This is a genomic window from Chryseobacterium sp. CS2K3 (assembly GCF_059515185.1).
The window spans coordinates 297108-321332 of the sequence record NZ_JCAKRW010000001.1 but is presented as its reverse complement, the minus strand read 5'-3'; the positions used below and the strand labels follow the sequence as shown (position 1 = coordinate 321332).

Annotated in this window: 15 protein-coding genes; 11 read left to right on the top strand and 4 right to left on the bottom strand. The window is 37.2% G+C overall.

The features are described 5' to 3' along the window. Positions 1-149 precede the first annotated feature (149 nt). The 3 genes from AC5YGG_RS01450 to AC5YGG_RS01440 all read right to left on the bottom strand — a co-directional run bounded on the left by AC5YGG_RS01450 (position 150) and on the right by AC5YGG_RS01440 (position 2565). Entirely contained in the window at positions 150-1418 is a 1269-nt protein-coding gene (locus AC5YGG_RS01450) for an acetyl-CoA C-acetyltransferase (protein WP_496142640.1), read from the bottom strand. Between the two features lie 10 nt (positions 1419-1428). After that, entirely contained in the window at positions 1429-2034 is a 606-nt protein-coding gene (locus AC5YGG_RS01445) for a TetR/AcrR family transcriptional regulator (protein WP_496142639.1), read from the bottom strand. A gap of 114 nt (positions 2035-2148) precedes the next feature. After that, positions 2149-2565 carry an OsmC family protein gene (locus tag AC5YGG_RS01440; protein WP_496142638.1) on the bottom strand — a complete coding sequence of 139 codons (417 nt, stop codon included), beginning with the start codon at positions 2563-2565 and terminating at the stop codon, positions 2149-2151. Positions 2566-2784: 219 nt separating this feature from the next. Here AC5YGG_RS01440 and AC5YGG_RS01435 point away from each other — a divergent pair, with 219 nt between their 5' ends. The 11 genes from AC5YGG_RS01435 (at position 2785) to AC5YGG_RS01385 (ending at position 21219) form a co-directional block, all read left to right on the top strand. Then, positions 2785-3663, top strand: a complete 879-nt coding sequence (locus AC5YGG_RS01435) for an AraC family transcriptional regulator (protein WP_496142637.1) — start codon at positions 2785-2787, stop codon at positions 3661-3663. Between the two features lie 341 nt (positions 3664-4004). Further along, on the top strand, positions 4005-6965 hold the full coding sequence (locus tag AC5YGG_RS01430; RefSeq protein ID WP_496142636.1) for a SusC/RagA family TonB-linked outer membrane protein: 2961 nt from the start codon (positions 4005-4007) through the stop codon (positions 6963-6965). A 16-nt stretch (positions 6966-6981) separates the two neighbouring features. Next, positions 6982-8610, top strand: a complete 1629-nt coding sequence (locus AC5YGG_RS01425; RefSeq protein ID WP_496142635.1) for a SusD/RagB family nutrient-binding outer membrane lipoprotein — start codon at positions 6982-6984, stop codon at positions 8608-8610. A gap of 158 nt (positions 8611-8768) precedes the next feature. After that, positions 8769-10061, top strand: coding sequence for an MFS transporter (locus AC5YGG_RS01420; RefSeq protein ID WP_496142634.1), 1293 nt, complete (start codon positions 8769-8771; stop codon positions 10059-10061). A 42-nt stretch (positions 10062-10103) separates the two neighbouring features. Next, positions 10104-11075, top strand: coding sequence for a glycoside hydrolase family 130 protein (locus AC5YGG_RS01415; RefSeq protein WP_496142633.1), 972 nt, complete (start codon positions 10104-10106; stop codon positions 11073-11075). 122 nt (positions 11076-11197) lie between these two features. Next, positions 11198-13429, top strand: a complete 2232-nt coding sequence (locus tag AC5YGG_RS01410; protein WP_496142632.1) for a GH92 family glycosyl hydrolase — start codon at positions 11198-11200, stop codon at positions 13427-13429. 32 nt (positions 13430-13461) lie between these two features. After that, the gene (locus tag AC5YGG_RS01405; RefSeq protein ID WP_496142631.1) at positions 13462-14889 is read left to right on the top strand and encodes a glycoside hydrolase family 125 protein; all 1428 of its coding nucleotides are present in this window, start codon (positions 13462-13464) and stop codon (positions 14887-14889) included. Positions 14890-15004: 115 nt separating this feature from the next. Continuing rightward, positions 15005-17407, top strand: coding sequence for an endo-beta-N-acetylglucosaminidase H (locus AC5YGG_RS01400; RefSeq protein WP_496142630.1), 2403 nt, complete (start codon positions 15005-15007; stop codon positions 17405-17407). Between the two features lie 115 nt (positions 17408-17522). Beyond that, positions 17523-18392 carry an ROK family protein gene (locus AC5YGG_RS01395; protein WP_496142629.1) on the top strand — a complete coding sequence of 290 codons (870 nt, stop codon included), beginning with the start codon at positions 17523-17525 and terminating at the stop codon, positions 18390-18392. 16 nt (positions 18393-18408) lie between these two features. Continuing rightward, positions 18409-20691: a GH92 family glycosyl hydrolase gene (locus AC5YGG_RS01390; RefSeq protein WP_496142628.1), complete on the top strand. Its 2283-nt coding sequence runs from the start codon at positions 18409-18411 to the stop codon at positions 20689-20691. Between the two features lie 30 nt (positions 20692-20721). After that, a complete protein-coding gene (locus tag AC5YGG_RS01385) occupies positions 20722-21219 on the top strand; it encodes a cupin domain-containing protein (RefSeq protein WP_496142627.1) in 498 nt (165 codons plus the stop codon). Between the two features lie 257 nt (positions 21220-21476). Here the strand turns inward: AC5YGG_RS01385 and AC5YGG_RS01380 are convergent, their stop codons facing one another. Continuing rightward, positions 21477-24182 carry a TonB-dependent receptor domain-containing protein gene (locus tag AC5YGG_RS01380; RefSeq protein ID WP_496142626.1) on the bottom strand — a complete coding sequence of 902 codons (2706 nt, stop codon included), beginning with the start codon at positions 24180-24182 and terminating at the stop codon, positions 21477-21479. Positions 24183-24225: the final 43 nt, after the last annotated feature.

The window sequence follows — 24225 nt, the reverse complement described above, 5'->3', positions numbered from 1 at the left end:
TTATGGGATAAAGGTGATTTACCCATGCTTCATATCACATATTTCTTTCAACGCTGTGTTTTGCGTTTGCAATATTATCATTTTTCTTTCGCTACGGACGAATAATTAGGTATATTATTTATAGCATAACGAATATTTGTTCCTTTGATTTACTTTTCTATGATCATGGTAACTCCTTGTCCCCGCGCTGCACAGATCGAAATAAATCCTTTTCCGCTGCCTTTATCACTTAAAAGCTTGGCTAAAGTTCCTATAATTCTACCTCCCGTAGCTGCAAATGGATGCGCGGCTGCAAGGCTTCCTCCCTTTACATTCAGTTTGCTGCGATCTATCTTTCCAAGAGCTTTTTCCAATCCAAACTGCTTCGCAAGGTCATCATTTTCCCAGATTTTAATCGTTGCTAAAACCTGTGCCGCAAAAGCTTCGTGAATTTCATAGTAATCAAAATCTTCCAGATTCATTCCTGCTTTTTTCAGCATTCTTTCGGCAGCAAAAACAGGCGCTAATAATAAATTCTGCTTGTTTTCCACGTATTCTATTCCTGCCAGCTCAGAAAAGGTGATGTAAGCCAGTATAGGCAAATTGTTTGCTGCTGCCCATTCTTCACTTGCCAGTAAAACGGCTGATGCACCATCAGTAAAAGGAGTGGAGTTTCCGGCTGTCAAAGTTCCGTTTTGTTTATCAAAGGCAGGTTTTAATTGAGATAGTTTTTCAAGGCTGGTATCACGACGCAGATTATTATCTTTATCCAAACCGAATGCAGGAGTAATCATATCATCAAAGAATCCTTCATCATAAGCTTTTGCCATATTCTGATGACTTTTCAGTGCCAGCTCATCCTGATCCTCTCTTGAAATATTGTAATATTTTGCTGTAATTTCCGTATGTTCACCCATTACCAATCCTGTTTTAGGCTCCTGTCCCTTATAAGGAACAGGCATCCAGTCTTTCAGTTTTGGACTGAGTAGTTGTTTTACCTTTCCCAATACAGATTTTTCCTTATTGGCATTTAAAAGAGCTTTTCTCAGACGGGGTGAAGATTCAAAAGGTATATTGCTCATCGCTTCTACACCACAGGCGATACCACTTTCGATTTGACCCAAAGCTATTTTGTTCCCGATGTAAATAGCTGCTTCTATTCCCGTATCACAAGCCTGTTGAAGATCACAAGCCGGAGTAGCAGGATCCAATGAAGTATTCATTACGGTTTCCCTGATGAGGTTACTTTCAGAAATATGTTTGATAACAGCGCCACCAGCCACTTCTCCGAGTAATTTTCCCTTGAGTTGATATTTCTCTATCAATCCGTTAAGAGAAGCCAGTAATAGTTCCTGATTGCCTTTCTCTGTGTAGGCTGTATTCATTCTTGCAAATGGAATTCTATTGTATCCTACGATTGCTACTTTTTTTGTTTCCATATTGTGAAATTTATGATGGAAGAATAGTTAATTCATGGTCGATCATGTGATTGATCTTATCTAATGCCTGATTCAGAAACTTTTCATTATCCATGGTTTTGGACAGTAAAATTCCTCCTTCAATAAGCATAATAAACAAAGAAGTATATTCCTCTGCATGTATTGATTGCTTCAGCTCTCCGGATTGTTGTCCCTTTCTAATCACCGAAGTAATTTTTTCAGACCACAGTGTGAAAGACTGCTGCACACACTTTTTAAGGATAGGAAAAGAATCGTCAGCCTCCGTTGCGGCATTCATTAAAGGGCAGCCTCCATTTGAAAATACAGAACGCCAATTTTCCCTGTAAAATGTTACAAACGCATGCAGTTTTTCCGTTGAGGTTGAATATTGTTCCCCAAGCGATTGATTCATCACTCTGCTTAAAAGTGCAGCATTATATTTATATACTTCAATAGCTACCTGATCTTTATTCTCAAAGTTTCCGTAAATGCTTCCCTTAGTCAGCCCTGTAGCCTGGGTAATATCTGACAATGAGGTTGCGCTATAGCCTTTAGTATTAAATAAAGTTGCTGTTTTCTCAATGATGAATTGCTTTGTCTTTTCTGCTTTAGACATTTTAAGTGCTTAATTATAATGCAAATATACAAAAATATACCAATCGGTATATTTTATTTTAAAAAATAAGTCAGGACTTTTAAATCCGGACTTATTTTTGATCGTCTTTATGTTTTAAGCTAAAGTGGCATTCAGGGTAATTTCAAAATTAAATGCTGCACTTACAGGGCATCCTTCTTCAGCGATTTTAGCAAACTTTTGAAATTCTTCCTCAGAAATTCCAGGAACTTTTGCTGTTAATGTCAATTCTGATTTTGTAATTTTTCCAATACTTGGGTCAAGGGTAATGACAGAAGTAGTTTTTAATTCTTCAGGATTATAACCCGCCTGTGAAAGTTCTGCATCCAGTTTCATCGTGAAACATCCAGCATGCGCTGCTGCCAGCAATTCTTCAGGATTAGTTCCTACGCCATCAGCAAAACGGCTGTTGAAAGAATACTGAGTTTCGTTCAATGTTGTACTTTGAGTGGTTAAATGTCCTTTCCCTTCTTTAATGGTTCCGTTCCAAACGGCTGTTGCATTACGTTTCATACGATGATATTTTGTTTAATATTAATGTGATGTTATTGAAAACTATTCTAAATTTTATTTAAAGATACAAAAAACATTATGTAAGATGACGGAAAGATAGAGGGATAAATTTCTGATGAAAATAAAAAATTATACGTAAAAATTAATAATATTTTATCAATTTTACCATGAATTGTACTTCACCCCGATATTTATTAACCTTTCTTGAAAATGGTCTGTATGAATGGATTAGAAAATATTCTACGAGAAATAACTCCACTATCTCCTGAAGATAGTTTTCTGGTATTTGACAGAATTAAGGAATCCTTTGAATTTCCCTATCATTATCATCCTGAAATTGAGATCAATTTTGTATACAAAGGAAAAGGATACCGCAGAATGATAGGAGATCACACAGGAGAAATTGGTAACCTGGAGCTGGTATTAATAGGACCCAATCTGCCGCATTGCTGGGCAAACTACAGATGCAAAAATAGAAAGACCCACGAAATTACGATACAGTTCAATCAGGATTTCTTTAATCAGTCTATGATGCAGAAAAATATCCTTAAACCAATCAATAATCTGATGAAGGATTCCATTAGAGGGATTCTTTTTTCAACGGAAACGGCTGAGAAACTAAAAGATTCGTTTTTAAATCTTTCCAAGATGAACAGCTTTGAGTCCTTTATCGAGATAATGAAGATTCTCAACGAGCTTGCCACAGCCGAGGACAAAACTTTACTGTCTTCTTACAGCATAGAACTTGAAACCTTTGTAGATAATGATAAGATGAAGGTTATACATGATTTTGTGCATGAGAATTTTGAAAATAAAATAACGCTTGATACCGTTGCTGCATTGGTGAATATGAGTAATGTCACATTCAATAGGTTTATCAAAAAAAGAACGGGAAAAACTTTTATTAATTATCTGAATGAAATCAGAATTAGCTATGCTGCCAGATGGTTAATGGAAAAAAATCTTACTGTTTTTGAAATTGCTTTCGAATCAGGATTTAATAATATTGCCAATTTCAACAAAGTTTTTAAATCGATTAAAAACACGACTCCCACAGAATTCAGAGAACAGTTTAAGGGAGTGAAAAAGATTGAATAGACCTTATTTTAGCAGTTATTTTCTAATTCTTTTTTGAAAAAAATATAAGATAAACTCTCTTTTTTTTAATGTTGAGAGTTTGTTTTAATGTATTGGTATTTAGTGCTTTACTTATGTGTTTTTTTAATTGCTGAAAAAATAATATCGTTTTATGATAAAATAGCATTATATCAGGCTGACAACAAAATTTAGATTTGTGAATGTGAATTAAATCTTAACAAAACTTTAAATAATTGAATGTTAAAACAATAAAATATTGTTTAAAATTTAATAAACCATTTGTATTCAATTTATAAAGTAATGTCATTGATTCTCAATTAAATCTAACTAATCTAAGCCTTATGAGAAAAGCAGTTATACCGGTTCTATTCGTTTTTTCACTTTCTGCTAACGCGCAGGAGAAAAAAACAGCCGATACTACGAAGACAACCGATATTCAGGAGGTCGTAGTCACCTCTTTGGGGGTTAAAAGACAGGCTCGTTCGCTTACTTACTCCAGCCAGCAGATTGGTGGCGATGAGCTGACAGAAGTGAAAACACCTAACCTTTTAAATTCTATTAACGGAAAAGTTTCCAATGTACAAATCAATAGGACCAATGGTGTAGGAAGCTCGGTAAGGGTAGTGATGAGAGGAAATAAATCGGTCTCCAATAGCCAGCCTCTGTATGTAATTGACGGGATTCCTATTATAAATGGAACCGGAAAATCAGCAGATATCGGGCAATATTCCAATATGCCGGATCCGGGAGATGTTTTAAGTTCTATCAATCCTGACGATATTGAGAGCATCAATTTCCTGAAAGGAGCTTCTGCTTCTGCGTTGTATGGTTCAGCTGGTGGAAACGGTGCTATCCTGATTACGACTAAAAAGGGAAAAATGGGCAAAAGTTCCATTACTTATAGCACCAGCCTTACCGTAGAGAGAGCTTATAGTCTTCCAAAACTACAACACAGCTATTTGTCATACGATCCATCTGTGCCGGATCAGCAACCTGGACAATCTATATACAGCTGGGGTGCAAAAGGAACATCAAAAGATTATCTTAAAGACTTTCTGCAAACCGGAACTACATGGGTGAACAGCCTTTCTTTTCAATCCGGAAACGAAAAATCAACAAATTATTTCTCTATCGGGAATACTACCAACAAAGGTGTAGTTCCAATGTCATATTTTGATCAGTACAATATCTCTTTCAGAAATTCAAGTAAGTTTCTGGATGATAAATTGACATTAGATGCTAATTTTATTGGATCATTGCAGGAAAGTAAAAACAGGCAGACTCCGGGAGCTTCTTTTTCTCCTTTAACAAGTTTATACTGGCTGCCAAGAGGAGTAAATTTTGATCAATACGGTCCTGACAATTATACTATTTGGGATAAAACGAGATATTTACCTGCCCAGAATTGGTGGGAAGTGAATCCAAGCGGTTCTTTCAAAGGAAACCCAGCGACACAAAATCCATATTGGATCTTAAACAGAAATCCTGTGACGGTAAGCAATAAAAATGCTTACGGGGCACTTTCATTATCTTATCAGATCAATCCGTGGTTGTCTGCGAGGGTAAGAGGAAATTATAGCTGGAATACATCGGATAGCCAACGTGATATAGCTGCTTTCTCAGCACCAAGTTTACTGGCAGAAGGCGCTAATGGAAGAATGCTTAAAAATATTTATGAAAACTCTTCTACGTACGGAGATGTCTTGTTAATAGGTAGCCCTAAGCTAAATGATGCTATTTCTCTAGATTTTACGGTAGGAGGAAGTATCAATACTACAAGAAACAAAATTACTCAGATTGATAATGCTTATCTGGCGGTGCCGAACCTTTTCACTGCAAATAACCTCCAGTGGAATGTAAACAGGTCACCCGGAGATGGTTATCATCATATTTACACGAATATGAAAAAGCAGGTACAGTCTGTATTTGCAAGTGCTTCATTAGGATATAAAAACATGTTTTATGTAGATATGACCTTCAGAAATGACTGGGATTCTACGTTAAGCTTGACAGATCAAAAAGGAGTTGATTACGAATCGATAGGAGCAAACGCAATATTATCTTCTATTTTCAAGCTTCCGGAGACGATTAATTTCTGGAAAGTAAGAGGATCGTATGCAACTGTCGGATTAGGATTACCTACCAATATTTCCAATGCAATGATAGAATACAATAAAGGGTATGCTTATGGAGTAGATGCCGGAACTATTGTATATCCTAAAAGTTCTTTTGCAACGGGAGCTGGTTTTGAAGCTTTACTTCCAAGACCGGAGCTTAATAAAACATTTGAAGCAGGAACCGAAATAAGAATGTTGAACAACAGACTAAGCTTTGATATTACTTATTATAATTCCAATACAAGTAACCAGCTGCTGGAAACGTCTATTTCTTCAAATTTAGGAGGGTTGGCACCGGGATCCTATTACATTAATGCAGGAAAGATCAGAAATACAGGTTTTGAATCTTCTTTATCCTACAAAATTTTTAATTCTGAAAAATTTGGCTGGACAACTATGGTAAATGCATCGGCAAACAAAAATAAAATTGTTGAGCTTTTCCCTTCAAGTTTAAGCATTAAAGAAGATCAGCTATTTTCATTAACGGGAGGAGGAGATTATACAAGACTTAAATTGGGCGGATCTTTCGGAGATATTTATGGTATAAAATTCAAAAGAGATGATCAGGGACGCATTTTAGTGAATGAAAAAGGAGTTCCGTTAGCAGAAGGAACACCTGCTTATCTTGGAAACCCGAATCCTAAATTTATCCTTGGATTTAATAATTCATTTAACATCGGTAAACTTGGAGTTTCCTTCCTTATTGACGGTAAATTTGGAGGTAAAGTTCTTTCCCTTACAGAAAAGGCTAATGATTTATACGGAGTTAGTAAAGCTTCTGCTGATGCAAGAGATGCGGGAGGAGTATCTGTTCCTAATGCGGTATATGCACCGGGAACCCCTAATGCAGGTCAGGCTTATACAGGTTTAACAAATCCTCAGGATTATTATAAGGCTGTAGGTACATCAGAAGGGTATGCAAAAGGAATTGATGAAGCTTATATGTACAGTGCTACAACAATACGTTTACGTCAGGCTTCTGTTTCGTATACTTTTGATATCAATTCAAAATATATGAAAAATGCTACGGTAAGCTTAGTGGGAACTAATTTATTTTTCTTCTATAAAAAAGCACCATTTGATCCTGAACAAGTGTCCGGAAATACACCTGGAGGGGTAGGAGTAGATTCATTCGGACTACCGGTTACCCGTTCTATAGGATTATCATTAAAGGCAAACTTCTAACTTTTACAATTACAAAATGAAAATCAATACCATTAAAATAGTAACATTCGGAGCAATAGCATTATTTTCTGCTGTAGGATGTACCAATGACTTTGAAGAATATAATCAGGAGAAATTAGGAGGACCTGGAGAATTTTATGCTGATTTTTATGCCGTGGTAGACCCCATGAAATCTATACAAAGAGGGTTGCAGGCAGATTATCAGCGTTATCCGAACCTTAGTGCAGATATGTACAGTGGAATGTTCAGTACTGCAACTCCATTCAACGGTGGAGTAAATAACCTTACTTATTCTATGGTGGATGACTGGAACAGTAAACTTATTGCTAAGCAGCAGGACATTTTCAATTATTCTATTATCATTGATAATGCAGCTAAAGGAATCTATAAGGGAGTAGATTTTACAGGAACATTTGCGGTAAAAAAAATCCTGAAAGTTATTACGGCAGCTAGAGTGGCTGATAGCCATGGTCCTGTTGTATATAGTAAGTATGAAACACCAAATGCAAACGGAGTTACAGATTTTGACTCTCAGGAACAAGCATATAATTACTTTATCGCAGATCTTACAACAGCAATCAATGACTTACAAAAAGTAATCGTTACACCGGCAACAGAAAGTGTAGAAGATAAATCTGCATTGAAAAAAGCAGATCTGGTATACGGTGGAAGCATGATTAAATGGGCAAAACTTGCCAATTCGCTTAAGTTAAGAATGGCAATGAGAATGAGCTATGCAGACCCTGCAAAATCAAAGCAGTATGCAGAAGAAGCATTGTCTTCATCAGCAGGATTGATTACGGAAAATGCTGATAATGCATTAATAAGTGTAGGACAGTCTGAATTAAGCTTTATCATCTACTCATGGGGAGACTGTATGATCGGGGCACCGTTAATGGCTTATATGAATGGATATAAAGATCCAAGACTTTCAGCATACGCAATTCCGGCAACAGACAGTCAGGTAGATGGAAAATTCATTGGGATACGTCAGGGAATTGATTTATTAAATGGTAAAACAACCTATGGCGGATTTTCACAACCTCAGGCAAAGGCGGCTTCTGGAGATTATTTCTCATCTACGGATGGTAAACTTAAACTTTTCACTGCTGCAGAAACATGGTTCCTGAAGGCTGAAGCAGCTTTGAGAGGATATGCCGGAGCAGGAGATATAAAAATAAACTATCAGACCGGAGTTCAGCAATCTTTCGGAGAATGGGGGAAAAGTGCAGATGTCGGGAGCTATCTTGCCAACGCAACAGATACCGAAGCTCCATATGTAGATCCTAAAAATGCAGCTAATAATATAAACGCAGGAGATTCTCAGCTAAGTACTATTACAATCGCATGGAATGATGCCGATTCTAATGAAAGAAAACTGGAAAGAATTATTACTCAAAAATGGCTTTCTCTTTACCCGAACGGACCTGAAGCATGGGCTGAGCAAAGAAGAACAGGATATCCTATCCTTTTTAAAGTGAGAAAAAATGATAGCGGAGGAACCATCAGCACAGAAGCAATGATCCGAAGAATCCCGTATACAATCAGCACAAAAACTTCACTTTATAATTACCAGCAGGCATTACAAATGCTTAACGGACCTGATACAGGAGGAACTAAGCTATGGTGGGATAAAAAATTATAATATCAACATCATCTAACAATACAGAGACATCTCAAATTCAGATTCATCTGATTCATTCAGATAGGAGAGTAACGTAGGCTCTCTGATAAATTTATAGTTTCGTTTTTAGCTGAATGAACTTTGAGATGTTCTCTTTTTTTAGAATTTTATTTTTAAATATGGGAAAAAAAAACTCCGGAACCCGTCGGATTCAGCCGATTCTTTGGATATCCACATTATATTTTGCAATGGGTGTACCTTTTGTGACCATTAATGCGGTATCGGGAATCATGTATAAAGACATGGGCGTTTCGGATTCAAAGATCACATTCTGGACCGCTCTTATTATGTTTTCATGGACATTGAAGCCACTATGGAGCCCCTTTTTGGAGATCTATAAAACAAAAAAATTCTTTGTTGTTTTTACTCAGTTTGCCATGGGAATTCTCTTTGCTCTGATCGCATTAAGTCTGCCCTTACAGGATTTTTTCAAGTATAGCATTGCACTTTTTGCCGTTGTTGCATTTTGTGGAGCAACCCATGATGTAGTAGCTGACGGAACTTATATCGGATTTCTTACCAATAAAGAGCAGGCAAAATATATTGGCTGGCAAGGTGCCTTTTATAATCTTGCCAAAATTATCAGCAGCGGAGCATTAGTCTATTTTGCAGGCATTTTAGAAAAAACAAAAGGAATTACCCAGGCGTGGATGATCATTATGGCGATCTATGCATTACTCTTTTTTGCATTAGGCGTTTATCATTACCTGATATTGCCAAAAGAAAATAAAGAAGTGGATAAAAAGGCTGAAAAAACAGCCGGAAATATTCGTAAAGAATTGCTGGACATCATTATCTCCTTTTTTACTAAGAAGAATATTCTGTGGTCTGTACTCTTCATTGTCTTGTATCGTTTTGCTGAAGGTTTTGCTATAAAAATAGCCCCTTTATTTTTTAAGGCACCAAGAACTTCAGGCGGATTAGGATTATCTACCTCAGATATTGGGCTTATTTACGGAACCTACGGATCAGCAGCTTTTATATTAGGATCTGTTCTTGCCGGATATTTTATTTCCGCACGAGGTTTGAAAAAATCTTTGATATGGCTGTGCTGTGCATTCAATATTCCTTTTGTGGTTTATGCGCTCTTAGCTCATTATCAGCCAACAGAACTTTTGCCTGTAGGAATTGCTGTAGTGGTGGAATATTTCGGATATGGGTTCGGTTTTGTAGGATTGATGCTGTATATGATGCAGCAGATTGCTCCCGGAAAACATAAAACAGCCCATTATGCATTTGCAACAGGAATTATGAATCTTGGCGTAATGATTCCGGGAATGTTCAGTGGGATGATCAGCGATTGGATTGGATATAAAATGTTTTTTATCTGGGTATTGGTCGCTACAATTCCTGCATTCCTTGTGACCTTATTTGTTCCTTTCCCTTATTCAGAAAATCAGAAAGAAGAATAAATCAATTATTAAATCAAAATTAAATAAAAGTAAAAATACTTTATGACAACTCAATCAGTAATGATTCCCTGGCAGGATCGCCCGGAAGATTGTAATGATATTATGTGGAGGTTTTCCGAGAACCCGATCATTAACAGGTATGCTATCCCTACATCGAATAGCGTTTTCAACAGTGCCGTAATTCCTTTTGAAGATGGATTTGCAGGAGTATTCCGTTGCGATAATAAAGCCGTACAGATGAATATTTTTGCAGGGTTCAGTAAAGACGGAATCAATTGGGATATTAATCATGATCCTATTGAAATGAAGGCAGGAAATACTGAAATGATCGAATCCGATTATAAATATGATCCCCGTGTTACTTTTATAGAAGACCGTTATTGGATTACATGGTGTAATGGTTACAACGGACCAACAATCGGGATAGGATATACTTTTGATTTTAAAGAATTCTTCCAGTGTGAAAATGCTTTTCTTCCTTTCAATAGAAACGGAGTGCTTTTTCCAGAGAAAATCAATGGTAAATATGCCATGCTGAGCCGTCCAAGCGATAATGGGCATACTCCTTTTGGAGATATTTATATCAGCTACAGCCCGGATATGAAATACTGGGGAGAACACCGTTGTGTAATGAAAGTAACCCCTTTTGAAGACAGTGCCTGGCAGTGTACGAAGATTGGTGGAGGACCTGTTCCTATCAAAACAGAGGAAGGGTGGCTGCTTTTCTACCACGGAGTAATCAATACCTGTAGAGGGTTCAGATATTCAATGGGAGCGGCATTACTTGATCTTGAAGATCCAACAAAAGTATTGTACAGAACAAAACCATATTTATTGGCTCCTGCAGAAATCTATGAGCTGACAGGTGATGTCCCTAATGTGGTTTTCCCATGTGCTGCATTAACGGAAGGTGACAAAGTAACAGTATATTACGGTGCAGCCGATACTGTGGTGGCAATTGCCTTTGGATATATTTCAGAAATCATAGATTTTATGAAAAAGAATTCAATCTAAACCATATAAAATTTTTTTAAGATGTTGAATGCCTTAATTTCTTTCATTTCTATGATTTTTATAACGGTTTTCATATTTTTAAACCAATTTTATAATTAAAAAAAATCCTGACCTCTATTATCATGAAAAAAGAACTGCTTATTTCCCTTTTTACAGCTTTGGTTTTTACAGCAAATGCCCAACAAAATAAAAACGATGTTCTATCATGGGTAGATCCTTTTATAGGAACAGGAGGACATGGGCATACTTTTCCGGGGGCTACCACACCTTTTGGGATGATTCAGCTAAGCCCGGATCAGAATACCAAAAGCGGAGACTGGGATTGGTGTTCCGGATACCATTACAGCAGCAAAACGATTATGGGATTCAGTCACAATCATCTAAGTGGAACCGGATGGGCAGATCTTGGAGATATTTTGGTGATGCCAACAGTAGGACAGGTAAAAATGACTCCGGGAACGGAAGATCAGCCAGGTTCCGGATATCGTTCAACATTCACCCACGATAAAGAAACAGCATCTCCGGGATATTATTCCGTAATGTTAGATAGCTATGGTGTGAAAGCTGAACTTACCGCTTCTCCAAGAGTAGGATTCCATAAATATACTTTCCCTAAAAGTGAAGAAGCCAATATTATTATTGATCCTACCAATAAAATTTTCGGAAATATTTACCATACTTTGGTGAGTGTAGAAGGGAATAATAAAATAAAAGGATACTGCTATAGCAACGGTTGGGGAGGAAAAAGATTCGCTTATTTTGTAATGGAATTTTCGAAACCTTTTAAATCTTACGGAGTTTATGCAGAAGGAAAAATTAAAAACAATGAAAAGATTGCGCTGGCAAAAGACGCTAAAGCATTTGTAAGGTTCTCTACAGAAGACAGTGAAAGCATCGAAGTAAAAGTTTCCCTATCTCCGGTAAGTACAGAAAATGCTCAGGCAAACTTTGATGAAGAAGCAAAAAATGTTGATTTTGCGAAGGCGAAAGAAACAGCACAGAAGACCTGGAGAGACCTTATCGGGAGATTCCAGGTGACAGGAGGTACAGAAAGCCAGAGAAAAATTTTCTATACCGGAGTGTATCATACTTTTATTGCGCCAAATCTTTATATGGATACCAACGGAGATTATGTTGCCGCTCAGGAGAACATGAACACTAAATGGTTTACAAATTACAGTACCTATTCCTATTGGGATGGCTTCAGAGCAACACATCCGCTGCTTACCATTATGGATCAGAAACATACTAAAGAATTTGCCAACTCTCTGATTAGCAGATATACAGATCGTAAAGATCATATGCCTATCTGGGAACTTTGCGGATATGACAATTTCTGTATGCTGGGTTACCACAGTGTTTCTGTAATCTGGGATGCTATTTCCAAAGGAGTACCGGGAATTGATGGTGAGAAAGCTTTCGCAGCAATGAAGGACGCTTCTCTTACCGATAAAATGAGCAGCAGTGATGGTGGCGGCGGTCTTAATGACTATATCAAATTAGGCTACAGTCCGTCTGAAAATGGAGCTTCAGTTTCTGCAACTTTAGAATACGCTTACGACGATTGGTGCATCCAGCAATTAGCCGAAAAATTGGGTAAGAAAGATGAAGCTGAAGTGTATAAAAAAAGATCTATGAACTTCCTGAATACTTTCAATAAGGAGAATAATCACTTCTGGCCAAGACAGAAGGACGGAAAATTCATTGCGGATTTTGCGCTTAATGACTGGAAAAAACTTCAGCCCCACTGGGTTTCAGGAAATATCTGGGCGTATGACTTCTTTGTTCCACATCAGATTGATGAAATGATGAATCTGTATGGCGGGAAAAAAGGTTTTGAAGAAAAATTGGATAAAACCTTTACAGAAGCATTGAATATGGAAGGAGAACAACATGTTGATATTTCAGGATTCATTGGTTCCTTAGGGTTTGGAGATGAACCGGGACATCACGTTCCTTACTTATATAATTACGCAGGAAGCCCATATAAAACACAGAAAATGGTAAAATACATCCGTGATAATATGTATGCTGCAAAACCGGACGGAATTGTCAATAATGAAGATTGCGGACAAATGTCAGCGTGGTATATATTCTCATCATTAGGATTCTATCCTGTTACCCCTGGGAAACCGGTATATGCTATCGGAGCGCCTCAGTTTCCAAAAGCTTCTCTACAATTGGAGAACGGTAAAACATTCACTGTAGTTGCAGACAAGATTTCTGATAAAAATATCTACGTTCAGAAAATGTTCCTGAATGGAAAAGAGTATAAAAGCTGGGAACTGAACCATTCCGACATCATGAATGGTGGCGAGCTGAGATTTGTAATGGGAAGTAAACCTGTAAAATAAGACTAATAAAAATAAACGAAACAAAAGTATCAATGGAAAGGAGAGATTTTATTAAAACAAGTGCATTGGCGGGAGCCGGATTGCTGTTTACACAAAATGTTTTTGCTAAAAATTTGGTCACGGAAGGTTTTCCTGTAGTTCGTGTCCCTAAAGATAAAAGACATTTTACCAGTGAATCCGTAGAAAATGCAATCGTAACTTTTAAAAAGAAAGTTAAAAATAAAGAATTAAGCTGGCTGTTTGAAAACTGCTTTCCAAATACATTGGATACTACCGTTTATTACACTGAAAAAAATGGTACTCCGGATACTTATGTGATTACAGGAGATATTGATGCGATGTGGCTTCGTGACAGCTCAGCACAGGTTTTTCCTTATCTTCAGTTCTCAAAACAGGATGAAAAGCTACACAAGTTAATATCGGGAGTTATTCATAAACAAACCACATTCATCCTGAAAGACCCTTATGCGAATGCGTTTTACAACGATGACAACAAAATAAGCAAGTGGAAAGAATATGACCACACCGATATGAAACCAGGAACCCATGAAAGAAAATGGGAAATAGATTCATTGTGTTATCCTATCCGTTTAGCATATCACTTCTGGAAAACAACAGGAGATACCAAACCTTTTGATGACAATTGGTTAAAAGGAATTAAACTTACTTTACAGACTTTTATTGAACAGCAAAGAAAGAAAGATCTGGGACCTTACAAATTTGAACGTACAACCGCTTGGGCAACCGATGGAGTTCCGATGGGAGGATATGGTTATCCGACAAAACCTGTGGGATTGATCAGCTCCATGTTCCGTCCGAGTGATGATGCTACGATCTACGGATTCCTGATCCCTTCCAATTTATTTGCAGTAGTAAGCTTACGCCAGGCAGCAGAAATGGTTTCTCAGATAAAAAATGATAAAACATTGGCTCAGCAGCTTACAGATCTTGCCGATGAGGTAGATGCAGCTATTAAGAAATACGGAGTTTATAATCATCCGGAGTATGGGAAAATATATGCTTTTGAAGTAAATGGCTTCGGAAGTTATAACCTGATGGATGACGCCAACTGCCCAAGTTTATTAGGACTGCCTTATCTGAATGCCGTAAAAACAGACGACCCTGTTTACCTGAATACAAGAAAATTTGTATGGTCAGAAAACAATCCGTTCTTCTTTAAAGGTAAGCTGGCAGAAGGTATAGGAGGACCACATATTGGACTTGATATGATCTGGCCAATGAGCATTATTATGAAAGCACTCACTACCAAAGATAAGAGCGAGATCAAATGGTGTATTGATACTTTACAGAAAACGCACGGTGGTACAGGTTTCATGCACGAATCTTTCCATAAAGACAATGATAAGAAATTCACCAGAGAATGGTTTGCATGGTCAAATACCTTATTTGGGGAGCTGCTATGGAAAACCTTCAATGAAAACCCTGAACTGCTGACGTAGATTTTTTATTGAATTTATATTGACTTGATTTTTAAGTATTTCCCTTGGCAAAAGGGAAGTGCTTAAGGATACCTATGTCAAATTTTAACACAAAACATTTCCAAAAAATTATATTATGAAAAAAAAATCCCTTCTTATTCCCCTGATGGCAATGATGCTTCAGATCGGGTCTCAACTCAATGCACAGCAGCTCAATCCGCTAGGAATTTGCTATGTGGAAGTGAATAATAACAATATGCTGAATGCTGGTTCTTATACATTACAGAACACCAACAGACAGCTTTTTGATGTTGCTATTATCTTTGCAGCCAATATCAATTATGATGTTTCCAAAAACAGAGCCTATATTTCAAGTAATAACAACGTTACTAAGGTGCTGAATGATGTGAACACCTATGTGAAACCCCTACAGCAAAAAGGAATTAAAGTTCTTCTCGATATCTTAGGAAATCACCAAGGTGCGGGAATTTCAAATTTTCCCAATCGTGAAGCAGCAAAAGACTTTGCTTTACAGGTTGCCCACACTGTCAATACTTACGGACTGGACGGTGTAGATCTGGATGATGAATATGCCGGATATGGTAACAACGGAACAGGACAGCCTAATAACAGCTCTTTTGTAATGCTGTTACAGGAACTTAGAGCTGCAATGCCTGATAAACTGATCACATTCTACTATTACGGACCTGCAACATCAAGACAAAGTTATAACGGGGATGCAGCCGGAAATTATATCAATTACAGCTGGAACGCGATGTATGGAACCTACAGTGTCCCAAGTGTGCCTCCTCTTAATAAAACAAAGCTTTCTCCAGCCGCAGTATGGATACAAAATACCAATTCTGGCTCTACTTCCGCCTCTACACTGGCAAGCTTAGCAACCAGTACAAAAAATGACGGCTATGGAGTCTTCATGTGGTATGATCTGGGTTCCACCAATGTTGCCAACTATCTAAGTACAGGTTCTAATATTCTTTACAATGAAAATACACAGCTCAGCGGACAGTTATACTCTTGGTCTCAAGGACAAAGCTGTGATCCGCCGTTAGGATTGGATATAAGTAACATTACAGGAACTTCTGCCAAATTAAACTGGACTTCCAATGGATCTCAAACCTATAACATAGATTATAAGCCGGCAAACTCAACAGTCTGGACCAATGCTGCCACTAATTTTTCAGGAAATAATGTAACCATTAATAATCTTACCCTGAATACAGATTACGACTGGAGAATACAATCCAATTGTTCACCAACATTAACGAGTACTTATCTTTTTGCTCCAAGATTTAATTCAGGAAACGGATGTGCAATACCTTCAGGATTAACGTCAGGAAGCTATCTTGGAAATACAACCCAACTATCGTGGACAGGAACAGCTTCTTCTTACACATTACAATATAAAACAGCGGCAGCAACTACATGGAACGAGGTTCAGAATATTACTACAAATAATTATTCCTTACAAAATCTTACTCCCAATACAAACTATGTATGGAAAGTACAAGCTGTTTGTAATGGAGGCGTTACAAGTACTTATTCTGGAGAGGGAACATTCAACAGTGGTTTGGCACCTATCACAAGCCCTGGTCCAAGATCACTTTCCTTTAACGGAAGTACAAATTATCTCAATGCAGGTCAGTTTAATCTAAGCGGAAATGCTTTGACATTTGAAGGGTGGGTAAAAGTAAACGCATTTAAAACAGCTTTTCCTAATATTTCATCTGTAATGGGGATTGAAGTAGGAGACAGTAATTCTGCAATGTTGAGATTTGGAGACGGAAACCTTGCCAATAATAAACTTCAGTTTGTATTAAGCTTTGGATCATCGCAGGTAAAATTAAACAGTAATGCTTCATTCAATACAAACACATGGTATCATATCGCTGCCACATATGATGGAGCGTCCATGAAGCTTTATGTGAACGGTAATCTGGATGCAAGTTCGCAAGTAACAGGTAACTTTACGGCAAACGGAATTCTTTATCTGGGAAGAAATTATGATAATTCCCGCGCCATCAATGGTTCTCTGGATGAATTCAGAGTGTGGAAAAGAGCATTGTCTGCTCAGGAAATACTAGATAATAAATGCAATGTTGCTTCCAATTCAACAAATCTCGAAGCCAACTGGAAAATGGACGAAGGAAGCGGAACAGCTGCACTGGATTCAACACCCAATACGCATTTTGCAACATTAGTGAACATGACAGCTTCTAACTGGAAAACAGATGTTCCTTGTGTTACCTTATTATCCGCAAAAGAAACCCATCTATTGAAAGAAAGTGGCGTATATCCAAATCCGGTCAGAAAAGGAAATGATATTCATTTTACAATCAACGACAGCTCAGCTGCAGAAGTGGCATTATATGATAACGCCGGAAAAATATCAAAAAAACAGAATATTAGTCAAAATAATAATATAATCAATACACAAGATTTAATAAGTGGTACTTATATTTACAAAATTACATCTTCAAATAATGAAGTATTATCATCAGGAAAGATTATTGTAAAGTAAAATACAGATACAGAATATTTTAACTGAAATAATGTTAAATTGTAAACAGGCAGACAGGTTGTATATTCTTGTTTGTCTGTTTTCAGTCATAAAGAATGGATTAAAATTAAAAGCAATGCAGAATATATTAGGAATTGATATTGGTGGGTCACATATTACGCTGGCACAGGTAAATGCAGAAAAACGAGAAATTATTACTTCAACGTATGTAAGAGAACATGTCAATTCATTTGATGATAAAGAAACTATTTTCTCTGCATGGGTTTCAGCTATTGAAAAAGCGGCTCATGATCTGGTAAGAAATGATCTTATAATCGGAATTGCCATGCCCGGACCCTTCGACTATGAAAACGGAATATCTCTGATGCAGCAAGGAAAATTCATCGATATCTTTCAGGTTAATATTAAAGAAGAATTAGCAAAAAGGTTATCAGTAGATCAAAACCAGATTCACTTTGTAAACGATGCGGCTGCTTTTATGGAAGGAGAAGTATTCGGCGGATGTGTTCAGGATTTCAAAAGAGTTTTTGGAATAACACTTGGAACAGGCTTGGGAACTACTTTTTACAATGGAGAAACAGCAACCGATGAAGATTTATGGGATACCCCCTTTAAAAAATCAATATCAGAAGATTATCTGGCAACAAGATGGTTTGTTAATCGCTATGAAGAACTCACCGGTGAGAAAATTTCAGGAACCAAAGATTTATTGGATAAACCAAAAGAAATTCAGGATCAGATATTTAATGAATACGCCGATTCCTTTTCTGAGTTTATCATAAAAAATGTAGCTCATTACCATCCTGAAGTCTTAGTTTTAGGAGGAAATATCGCAAAAGCTTATCCCTATTTTGAAGAAAGATTTATTCAGAATTTAAAAAAGAATACGATTCATTTAGAAGTAAAAATTTCTGCTATTTTTGAAGATGCTGCTATTTTAGGGGCTGCAAGCTATGCATTGAAAAAGTATCAACTAATTAATTAATCAACGAAACGATATAATGAAGTCAATATTTTCTACTTTTTTTCTCGTAATACAGGCTTTGGCTTTCGGGCAAAATCTATCCCCTGTAGACTACGTAAATCCATTGATGGGAACCCAGTCAAAACCTTCCTTATCTACCGGGAATACCTATCCGGCAGTTGGATTGCCTTGGGGAATGAATATCTGGACTCCGCAAACCGGAAAAATGGGTGACGGATGGGCATATACTTACGATGCAGACAAGATCAGAGGATTCAAACAAACCCACCAGCCTTCCCCATGGATGAATGATTATGGCGCATTTTCTATCATGCCCGGAGTCGGTAAAGTTAAATTCAAAGAAGACGACAGAGCAAGCTGGTTCAGTCATAAAGCTGAGGTTTCAACGCCTTATTTCTATAGCGTGTATCTGGCAGATATCAATGTGACAACAGAATTTGCTCCCACCGAAAGAGCTTCCTTCTTTAAATTCGATTTCCCGAAAACAGACAGTGCTTACGTAGTAATTGATGCTTTGAACAAAGGTTCATATGTTAAGATTCTTCCTAAAGAAAGAAAAATTTTAGGATACACCACCAGATATTCTACAGGGAAATACGATAATTTCAAAAACTATTTTATCATCCAGTTTGATAAAGACTTTGAGCTTACAAAAGCATGGAAAGATGATAAATTTATCAATGACCAGTTAGAAATTACAAGCGATCATGCAGGAGCGGTAGTAGGCTTTAAACTAAAAAATAAAGAATCGGTCTATGCAAAAGTAGCTTCTTCGTTCATTAGCTTTGAACAGGCAGAACTGAATCTCAAAAGAGAAATAGGAAACAGAAACTTTGAGCAGGTAAAGACAGATGCTAAAAATATCTGGAACAAAACTTTAGGAAAGATAGATGTAAAAGGAGGTACAGACCAGCAGATGAGAACTTTCTATTCATCTTTGTACAGAACGCTATTTTTCCCACAAAAATTATATGAAATTGATGCTCAGAATAAAGTAAAACATTGGAGCCCGTACAACGGTAAAATTCTGGATGGAAAAATGTTTGCGGGAACAGGATTTTGGGATACTTTCCGTGCATTATATCCTTTCCTGAATCTTGTTTACCCAAGTATCAATATGGAAATGCAGGAAGGATTAGTGAATGCTTACAAAGAAGGAGGATTTTTACCGGAATGGAGCAGCCCCGGATATTCAGATATCATGATTGGGAACAATTCAGCGTCTGTAGTAGCAGATGCTTACATTAAAGGACTTCGTGGATACGATGTAGAAACCCTTTGGCAGGCAGTAAAGCATGGAGCTGATAACGAAGGACCTATAGAAGCCGTTGGACGTGCAGGAGTAGAATATTACAATAAGCTTGGATATGTTCCTTACGATGTGAAGATTAATGAAAATGCTGCCAGAACATTAGAATATGCCTACGATGATTTTTCTATTTATCAGCTAGGAAAAGCATTAGGAAAACCTGCTTCAGAAATTGATATTTATAAAAAAAGAGCGTATAATTACAAAAATCTGTTTGATAAAGAAACAGGGCTAATGCGCGGTAAAAATAAAGATGGGAATTTTCAGAAACCTTTTAATCCGTTTAAATGGGGAGATGCTTTTACAGAAGGAAACAGCTGGCATTACACATGGTCAGTTTTCCAGGATGTAGATGGTCTTGCCGAGCTGATGGGAGGTAAAAAGAAATTTGAGGCAAAGCTGGATGAAGTGTTTTCTTTGCCGCCTGTTTTTGATGATAGCTATTATGGTGGTGTAATCCATGAGATCAGAGAAATGCAGATCATGAATATGGGACAGTATGCTCACGGGAATCAGCCTATTCAGCATATGATTTATTTGTATAACTATGCCGGCGCTCCTTATAAAACACAATATTGGGCAAGACAGGTGATGAACAAATTATATCAGCCAACACCAGACGGATATTGCGGAGATGAAGATAACGGACAGACTTCTGCGTGGTATATTTTCTCAGCATTAGGTTTTTATCCGGTAACACCAGCAACAGATCAATATGTATTGGGAGCACCATTGTTTAAAGAAGCTACCATCCATTTAGAAAACGGAATGAAAATTGAAGTGAAAGCACCGGAAAACAGTGCTGATAATTTATATGTAAAATCATTGAATGTAAACAAACAGCCTTACTCCAAAAACTGGCTAAGCCACCAAGAGCTGATCAAAGGCGCTGTTCTGGATTTTAAAATGGATAATAAGCCGAATAAAGAGAGAGGATCACAGGAAAAAGACTTTCCTTATTCAATGTCTAAAGAAGAATCAAAAAAATAATTTTTAAATTAAAAATACAATTATAACTGTATGAGTACAGAAAAAAAAGAAATATTCGAAAGAGTAGAAAATAAGCTGAAGGCACAAGGTTTTACTATCGCAGCAAAAGATGATACAAGACCATGGGGAGGCTTTTTCGTGATTGATGAAACACAGGCACAGGATTTTGCCAATCAGTATTTTGATGGAATTGATGTAGAAAATCTGAGAATAGGAGGGAAGTTAAGCCCAAAAATTCTTATTGTAGCTCCGGAAGCAAGACTAAGCTGGCAATACCACCACAGAAGAGCAGAGATCTGGCAGGTTGTGGAAGGAACTGTAGGAATCAAAAGAAGCAATACCGATGAAGAAGGAGAACTTGCAGAATACAATCCAAAAGATCAGGTTAAGCTACAACAGGGAGAGAGACACAGGCTGATAGGTCTGTCAGGCTGGGGAATTGTAGCAGAGATTTGGCAGCATACAGACGCTTCCAATCCTTCAGACGAAGATGATATCGTAAGAGTACAGGATGACTTTGGAAGATAAAATAAAAAAGCAGCATCAGATTTGATGCTGCTTTTTTATTGTGGTAAGGAAACTGGATGCTGGAAGAGGGAAGTTACTGAAGATTTACGGAATGGTTATTTCAGCTATTGATTTAATGCTTCAAAGAAAATAAAGAGAAAAAAATAAACATTATAGGTTTCAAAAACCTATAACGTTTTGTTTATATTAATTGATCATAGTTAAAGAAATCTGTCGCCGAAAAGTACTTCCAGCCTCCATCTTCTATCTTCCCGCTTTTAAAACGTTACATCCAGCCCTACATAAAAGTTTGCTTTCATAATAGGAGCATATACCATTCCGCCATCAAAATAATTTCCGAAAGGATTTTTAAAATCGATGATTGCATTTTTCTGATAATAAGAAGTAAGATTTTCTCCGCCTACATAAGCTCTCAGCTTCTTATTGAAGTTTTTTGAAACCTGTGCATTCAATACAGCATAAGAGTTTGAATAGGCAGGTAATTGAAATTCCGCCGGATTACCAGCCATATCAGGAAGTCTTTGTTTTCCAACCCAATTTAGAGTAGTATCAAAGCTCCAGAATCCACCTTTATCATTTTTGTTGGTAGAATAGGCAAGGTTTACAAACCCTCTGTGCTTTGCCATAAACGGAACTTCTCTTCTCCCTCCGATATAATCTGCCTGTACATCATAGTATTTATAAGCAAGCCTTACATCAAAGTTTTTGAATGGTGTGAAATCCCACTGAGTCTGGAATGAATTGGCAAAAGATTTACCCTCAAGATTATAGAACGTCAATTGCTGAGGTGATTGGTCTAAATCTACCAATACCTGATCCTGGAAATCTGTTCTGAAGAAATCTGCAATAATGCTGGACTTTCTTCCGAAAAGCTTAAACTCCTGTTGTAAACTCGCGCCATAGTTCCATGCGATCTCAGGTTTCAATCCATAAATATTACCTCCGTTAGGCAAAATATTGATCGTTCGGTTTGAAGCAAAATATTGTTGACTTTCCGCAAATACATTTGCCGTTCTGAATCCTCTGCCCGCAGAAAGTCTTAAAATAGTCTGTGGAGTGAAATCATACTTGAAATTCACTCTTGGAGTAAATTGTGTACCTGCCAAATTATGAAAATCAACTCTGGTTCCAGCCACTAAAGTATATTTTAATCCTGTTAAAGTATACTCAGCGAAGATTCCCGGAACAATCTCGTTTCTCTTTAGATTATCAGTCAAATAAGTTTCCTCATACCCGTCATACAAGAAGCTTGCGCCTGCTTTATACTTATGATTGGTATTTCCAAGAATACTTTCAAATATTAAATTCGAATAATAGGTATGTTGCTTTCCCGCATAATTTCTCAAACCGAAGAAACTGTCCTGCTGATGATAAACATATTGATTCATCCAGCCGATACTTTGATAAGGTTTACCCTTAAAAACATATCCTGTTTTATTCCAAACCTGAAATCTTGAAATGTCAATTCCAACGCCATAAGCAGGTTGTTTATCCTGACCCAGTTTTTTATCAAAACCAATCTGTCCGGAAGTTCTTTCATCCCTGATAAAATTAATTCCAAAATGAGATCCGAATCCGGACTTTTCAAGATCATTATAGTTTAATAAATAAGCTGCATTGATTTGAGTTCCTTTGGGTCTATCGAGGAAACCATCGTGATTCATATCCGTATTCCCGAATGTTCCGTTACCGTGAAGCAAAAAAGTCTGTGACCATTTATCGTCAATAGGGGAAACATTAGTAATATTGATTTCTGCTCTTCCGTTGAAATCTGAGAAAAGATTCATTGATGTTTCCGGAGTCTTTGCATTTTTCAGAAGCTCAGTGTTAATTTGTCCTGTAATGCTTTCATAACCGTTGGTAACAGTACTTCCGCCTTTTGTTAGCTGAATACTTTCAATCCATCTTCCGGGAATGAAATTTAAACCATATGCAGAAGCCAGCCCTCTGACCTCAGGCAGTTGCTCTTTCGTTAAACTGGTGTATTTCTGATCCAAGCCAAGCATTTTTAGCTGTTTTGTACCCGTTACCGCATTACTGAAAGAAACATCTACTGTTGCGTTGGTTTCAAAACTTTCAGATAGATTACAACACGCTGCTTTTAATAGCTCTTTTTTATCAATATTAAAGACAAGCCCAGTTTCCTTTTTACTTAAAGAAGTAGCCGCTTTAGAACCCGTTACAACAACGCCTTCAATGTTTTTCTCATGTTTGCTGTGAGACTCATTGTCAGATAGTACCTGATGATCTTTATGATCCTCATGCTTAGCCCCTTCTTCATAATGAACCTTTGGATTAGCGTCTCCGAAAACAAAATCTCTGTCGTACAGACAACATCCCGGCAGACCATTATAAACATCATCAGAAGCCTTATACTTTTCATTATCATGTCCTGCATCAGCAATTGACTTTAAAATCTTATCTGATGAAGTTTTTGACGGATCAAAGTTTAAGACAACGGTTTGTTTGTCAGCATTCCATTCTGCTAGATCTGCGCCTGCGTTTTTAGCAGCTTTTTCAATTCTTGCTTTACATGAAGCACAGTTTCCTCTTACATAGAATTCGTTTTCCTTTTTGGATGGAATAGTGCTATTGTCATGATGTTCATGATGGGCTTCCATTGATGTAGGCTGTAGATCTCTGTCATATAAACAACATCCCGGAAGGCTTTTATAAACATCATCAGAAGCTTTAAATTTCTCATTGTCATGACCTGCCTCCGCTACTTTTTTCAGAATATCGTCCGTAGAAACCTTATCCGTTTCTATAGTCAGTGTTTGAAGATCAATAGAATAAACGGCTGTTTTTGCACCTGCTTTTTTTGCAGCACCTTCAATTCGGGTTTTGCACATTTCACAGTTTCCTTTTACCTTGAATTGGTTTTTGGAAATATTCTGAGCCGATATAAATTGTGTAAATAAGAATAATGCACCAAGTATAAACCTGGAAATATATAATTTCATTTTGTTTAAAAGTTTAGATTAATTAAAAAACGGTTCATTACAT

Bases quoted from the DNA above. Each gene is read 5' to 3' on its own strand.
- AC5YGG_RS01450 (WP_496142640.1), bottom strand. From the start codon at position 1,418: ATGGAAACAAAAAAAGTAGCAATCGTAGGATACAATAGAATTCCATTT.
- AC5YGG_RS01445 (WP_496142639.1), bottom strand. From the start codon at position 2,034: ATGTCTAAAGCAGAAAAGACAAAGCAATTCATCATTGAGAAAACAGCA.
- AC5YGG_RS01440 (WP_496142638.1), bottom strand. From the start codon at position 2,565: ATGAAACGTAATGCAACAGCCGTTTGGAACGGAACCATTAAAGAAGGG.
- AC5YGG_RS01435 (WP_496142637.1), top strand. From the start codon at position 2,785: ATGAATGGATTAGAAAATATTCTACGAGAAATAACTCCACTATCTCCT.
- AC5YGG_RS01430 (WP_496142636.1), top strand. From the start codon at position 4,005: ATGAGAAAAGCAGTTATACCGGTTCTATTCGTTTTTTCACTTTCTGCT.
- AC5YGG_RS01425 (WP_496142635.1), top strand. From the start codon at position 6,982: ATGAAAATCAATACCATTAAAATAGTAACATTCGGAGCAATAGCATTA.
- AC5YGG_RS01420 (WP_496142634.1), top strand. From the start codon at position 8,769: ATGGGAAAAAAAAACTCCGGAACCCGTCGGATTCAGCCGATTCTTTGG.
- AC5YGG_RS01415 (WP_496142633.1), top strand. From the start codon at position 10,104: ATGACAACTCAATCAGTAATGATTCCCTGGCAGGATCGCCCGGAAGAT.
- AC5YGG_RS01410 (WP_496142632.1), top strand. From the start codon at position 11,198: ATGAAAAAAGAACTGCTTATTTCCCTTTTTACAGCTTTGGTTTTTACA.
- AC5YGG_RS01405 (WP_496142631.1), top strand. From the start codon at position 13,462: ATGGAAAGGAGAGATTTTATTAAAACAAGTGCATTGGCGGGAGCCGGA.
- AC5YGG_RS01400 (WP_496142630.1), top strand. From the start codon at position 15,005: ATGAAAAAAAAATCCCTTCTTATTCCCCTGATGGCAATGATGCTTCAG.
- AC5YGG_RS01395 (WP_496142629.1), top strand. From the start codon at position 17,523: ATGCAGAATATATTAGGAATTGATATTGGTGGGTCACATATTACGCTG.
- AC5YGG_RS01390 (WP_496142628.1), top strand. From the start codon at position 18,409: ATGAAGTCAATATTTTCTACTTTTTTTCTCGTAATACAGGCTTTGGCT.
- AC5YGG_RS01385 (WP_496142627.1), top strand. From the start codon at position 20,722: ATGAGTACAGAAAAAAAAGAAATATTCGAAAGAGTAGAAAATAAGCTG.
- AC5YGG_RS01380 (WP_496142626.1), bottom strand. From the start codon at position 24,182: ATGAAATTATATATTTCCAGGTTTATACTTGGTGCATTATTCTTATTT.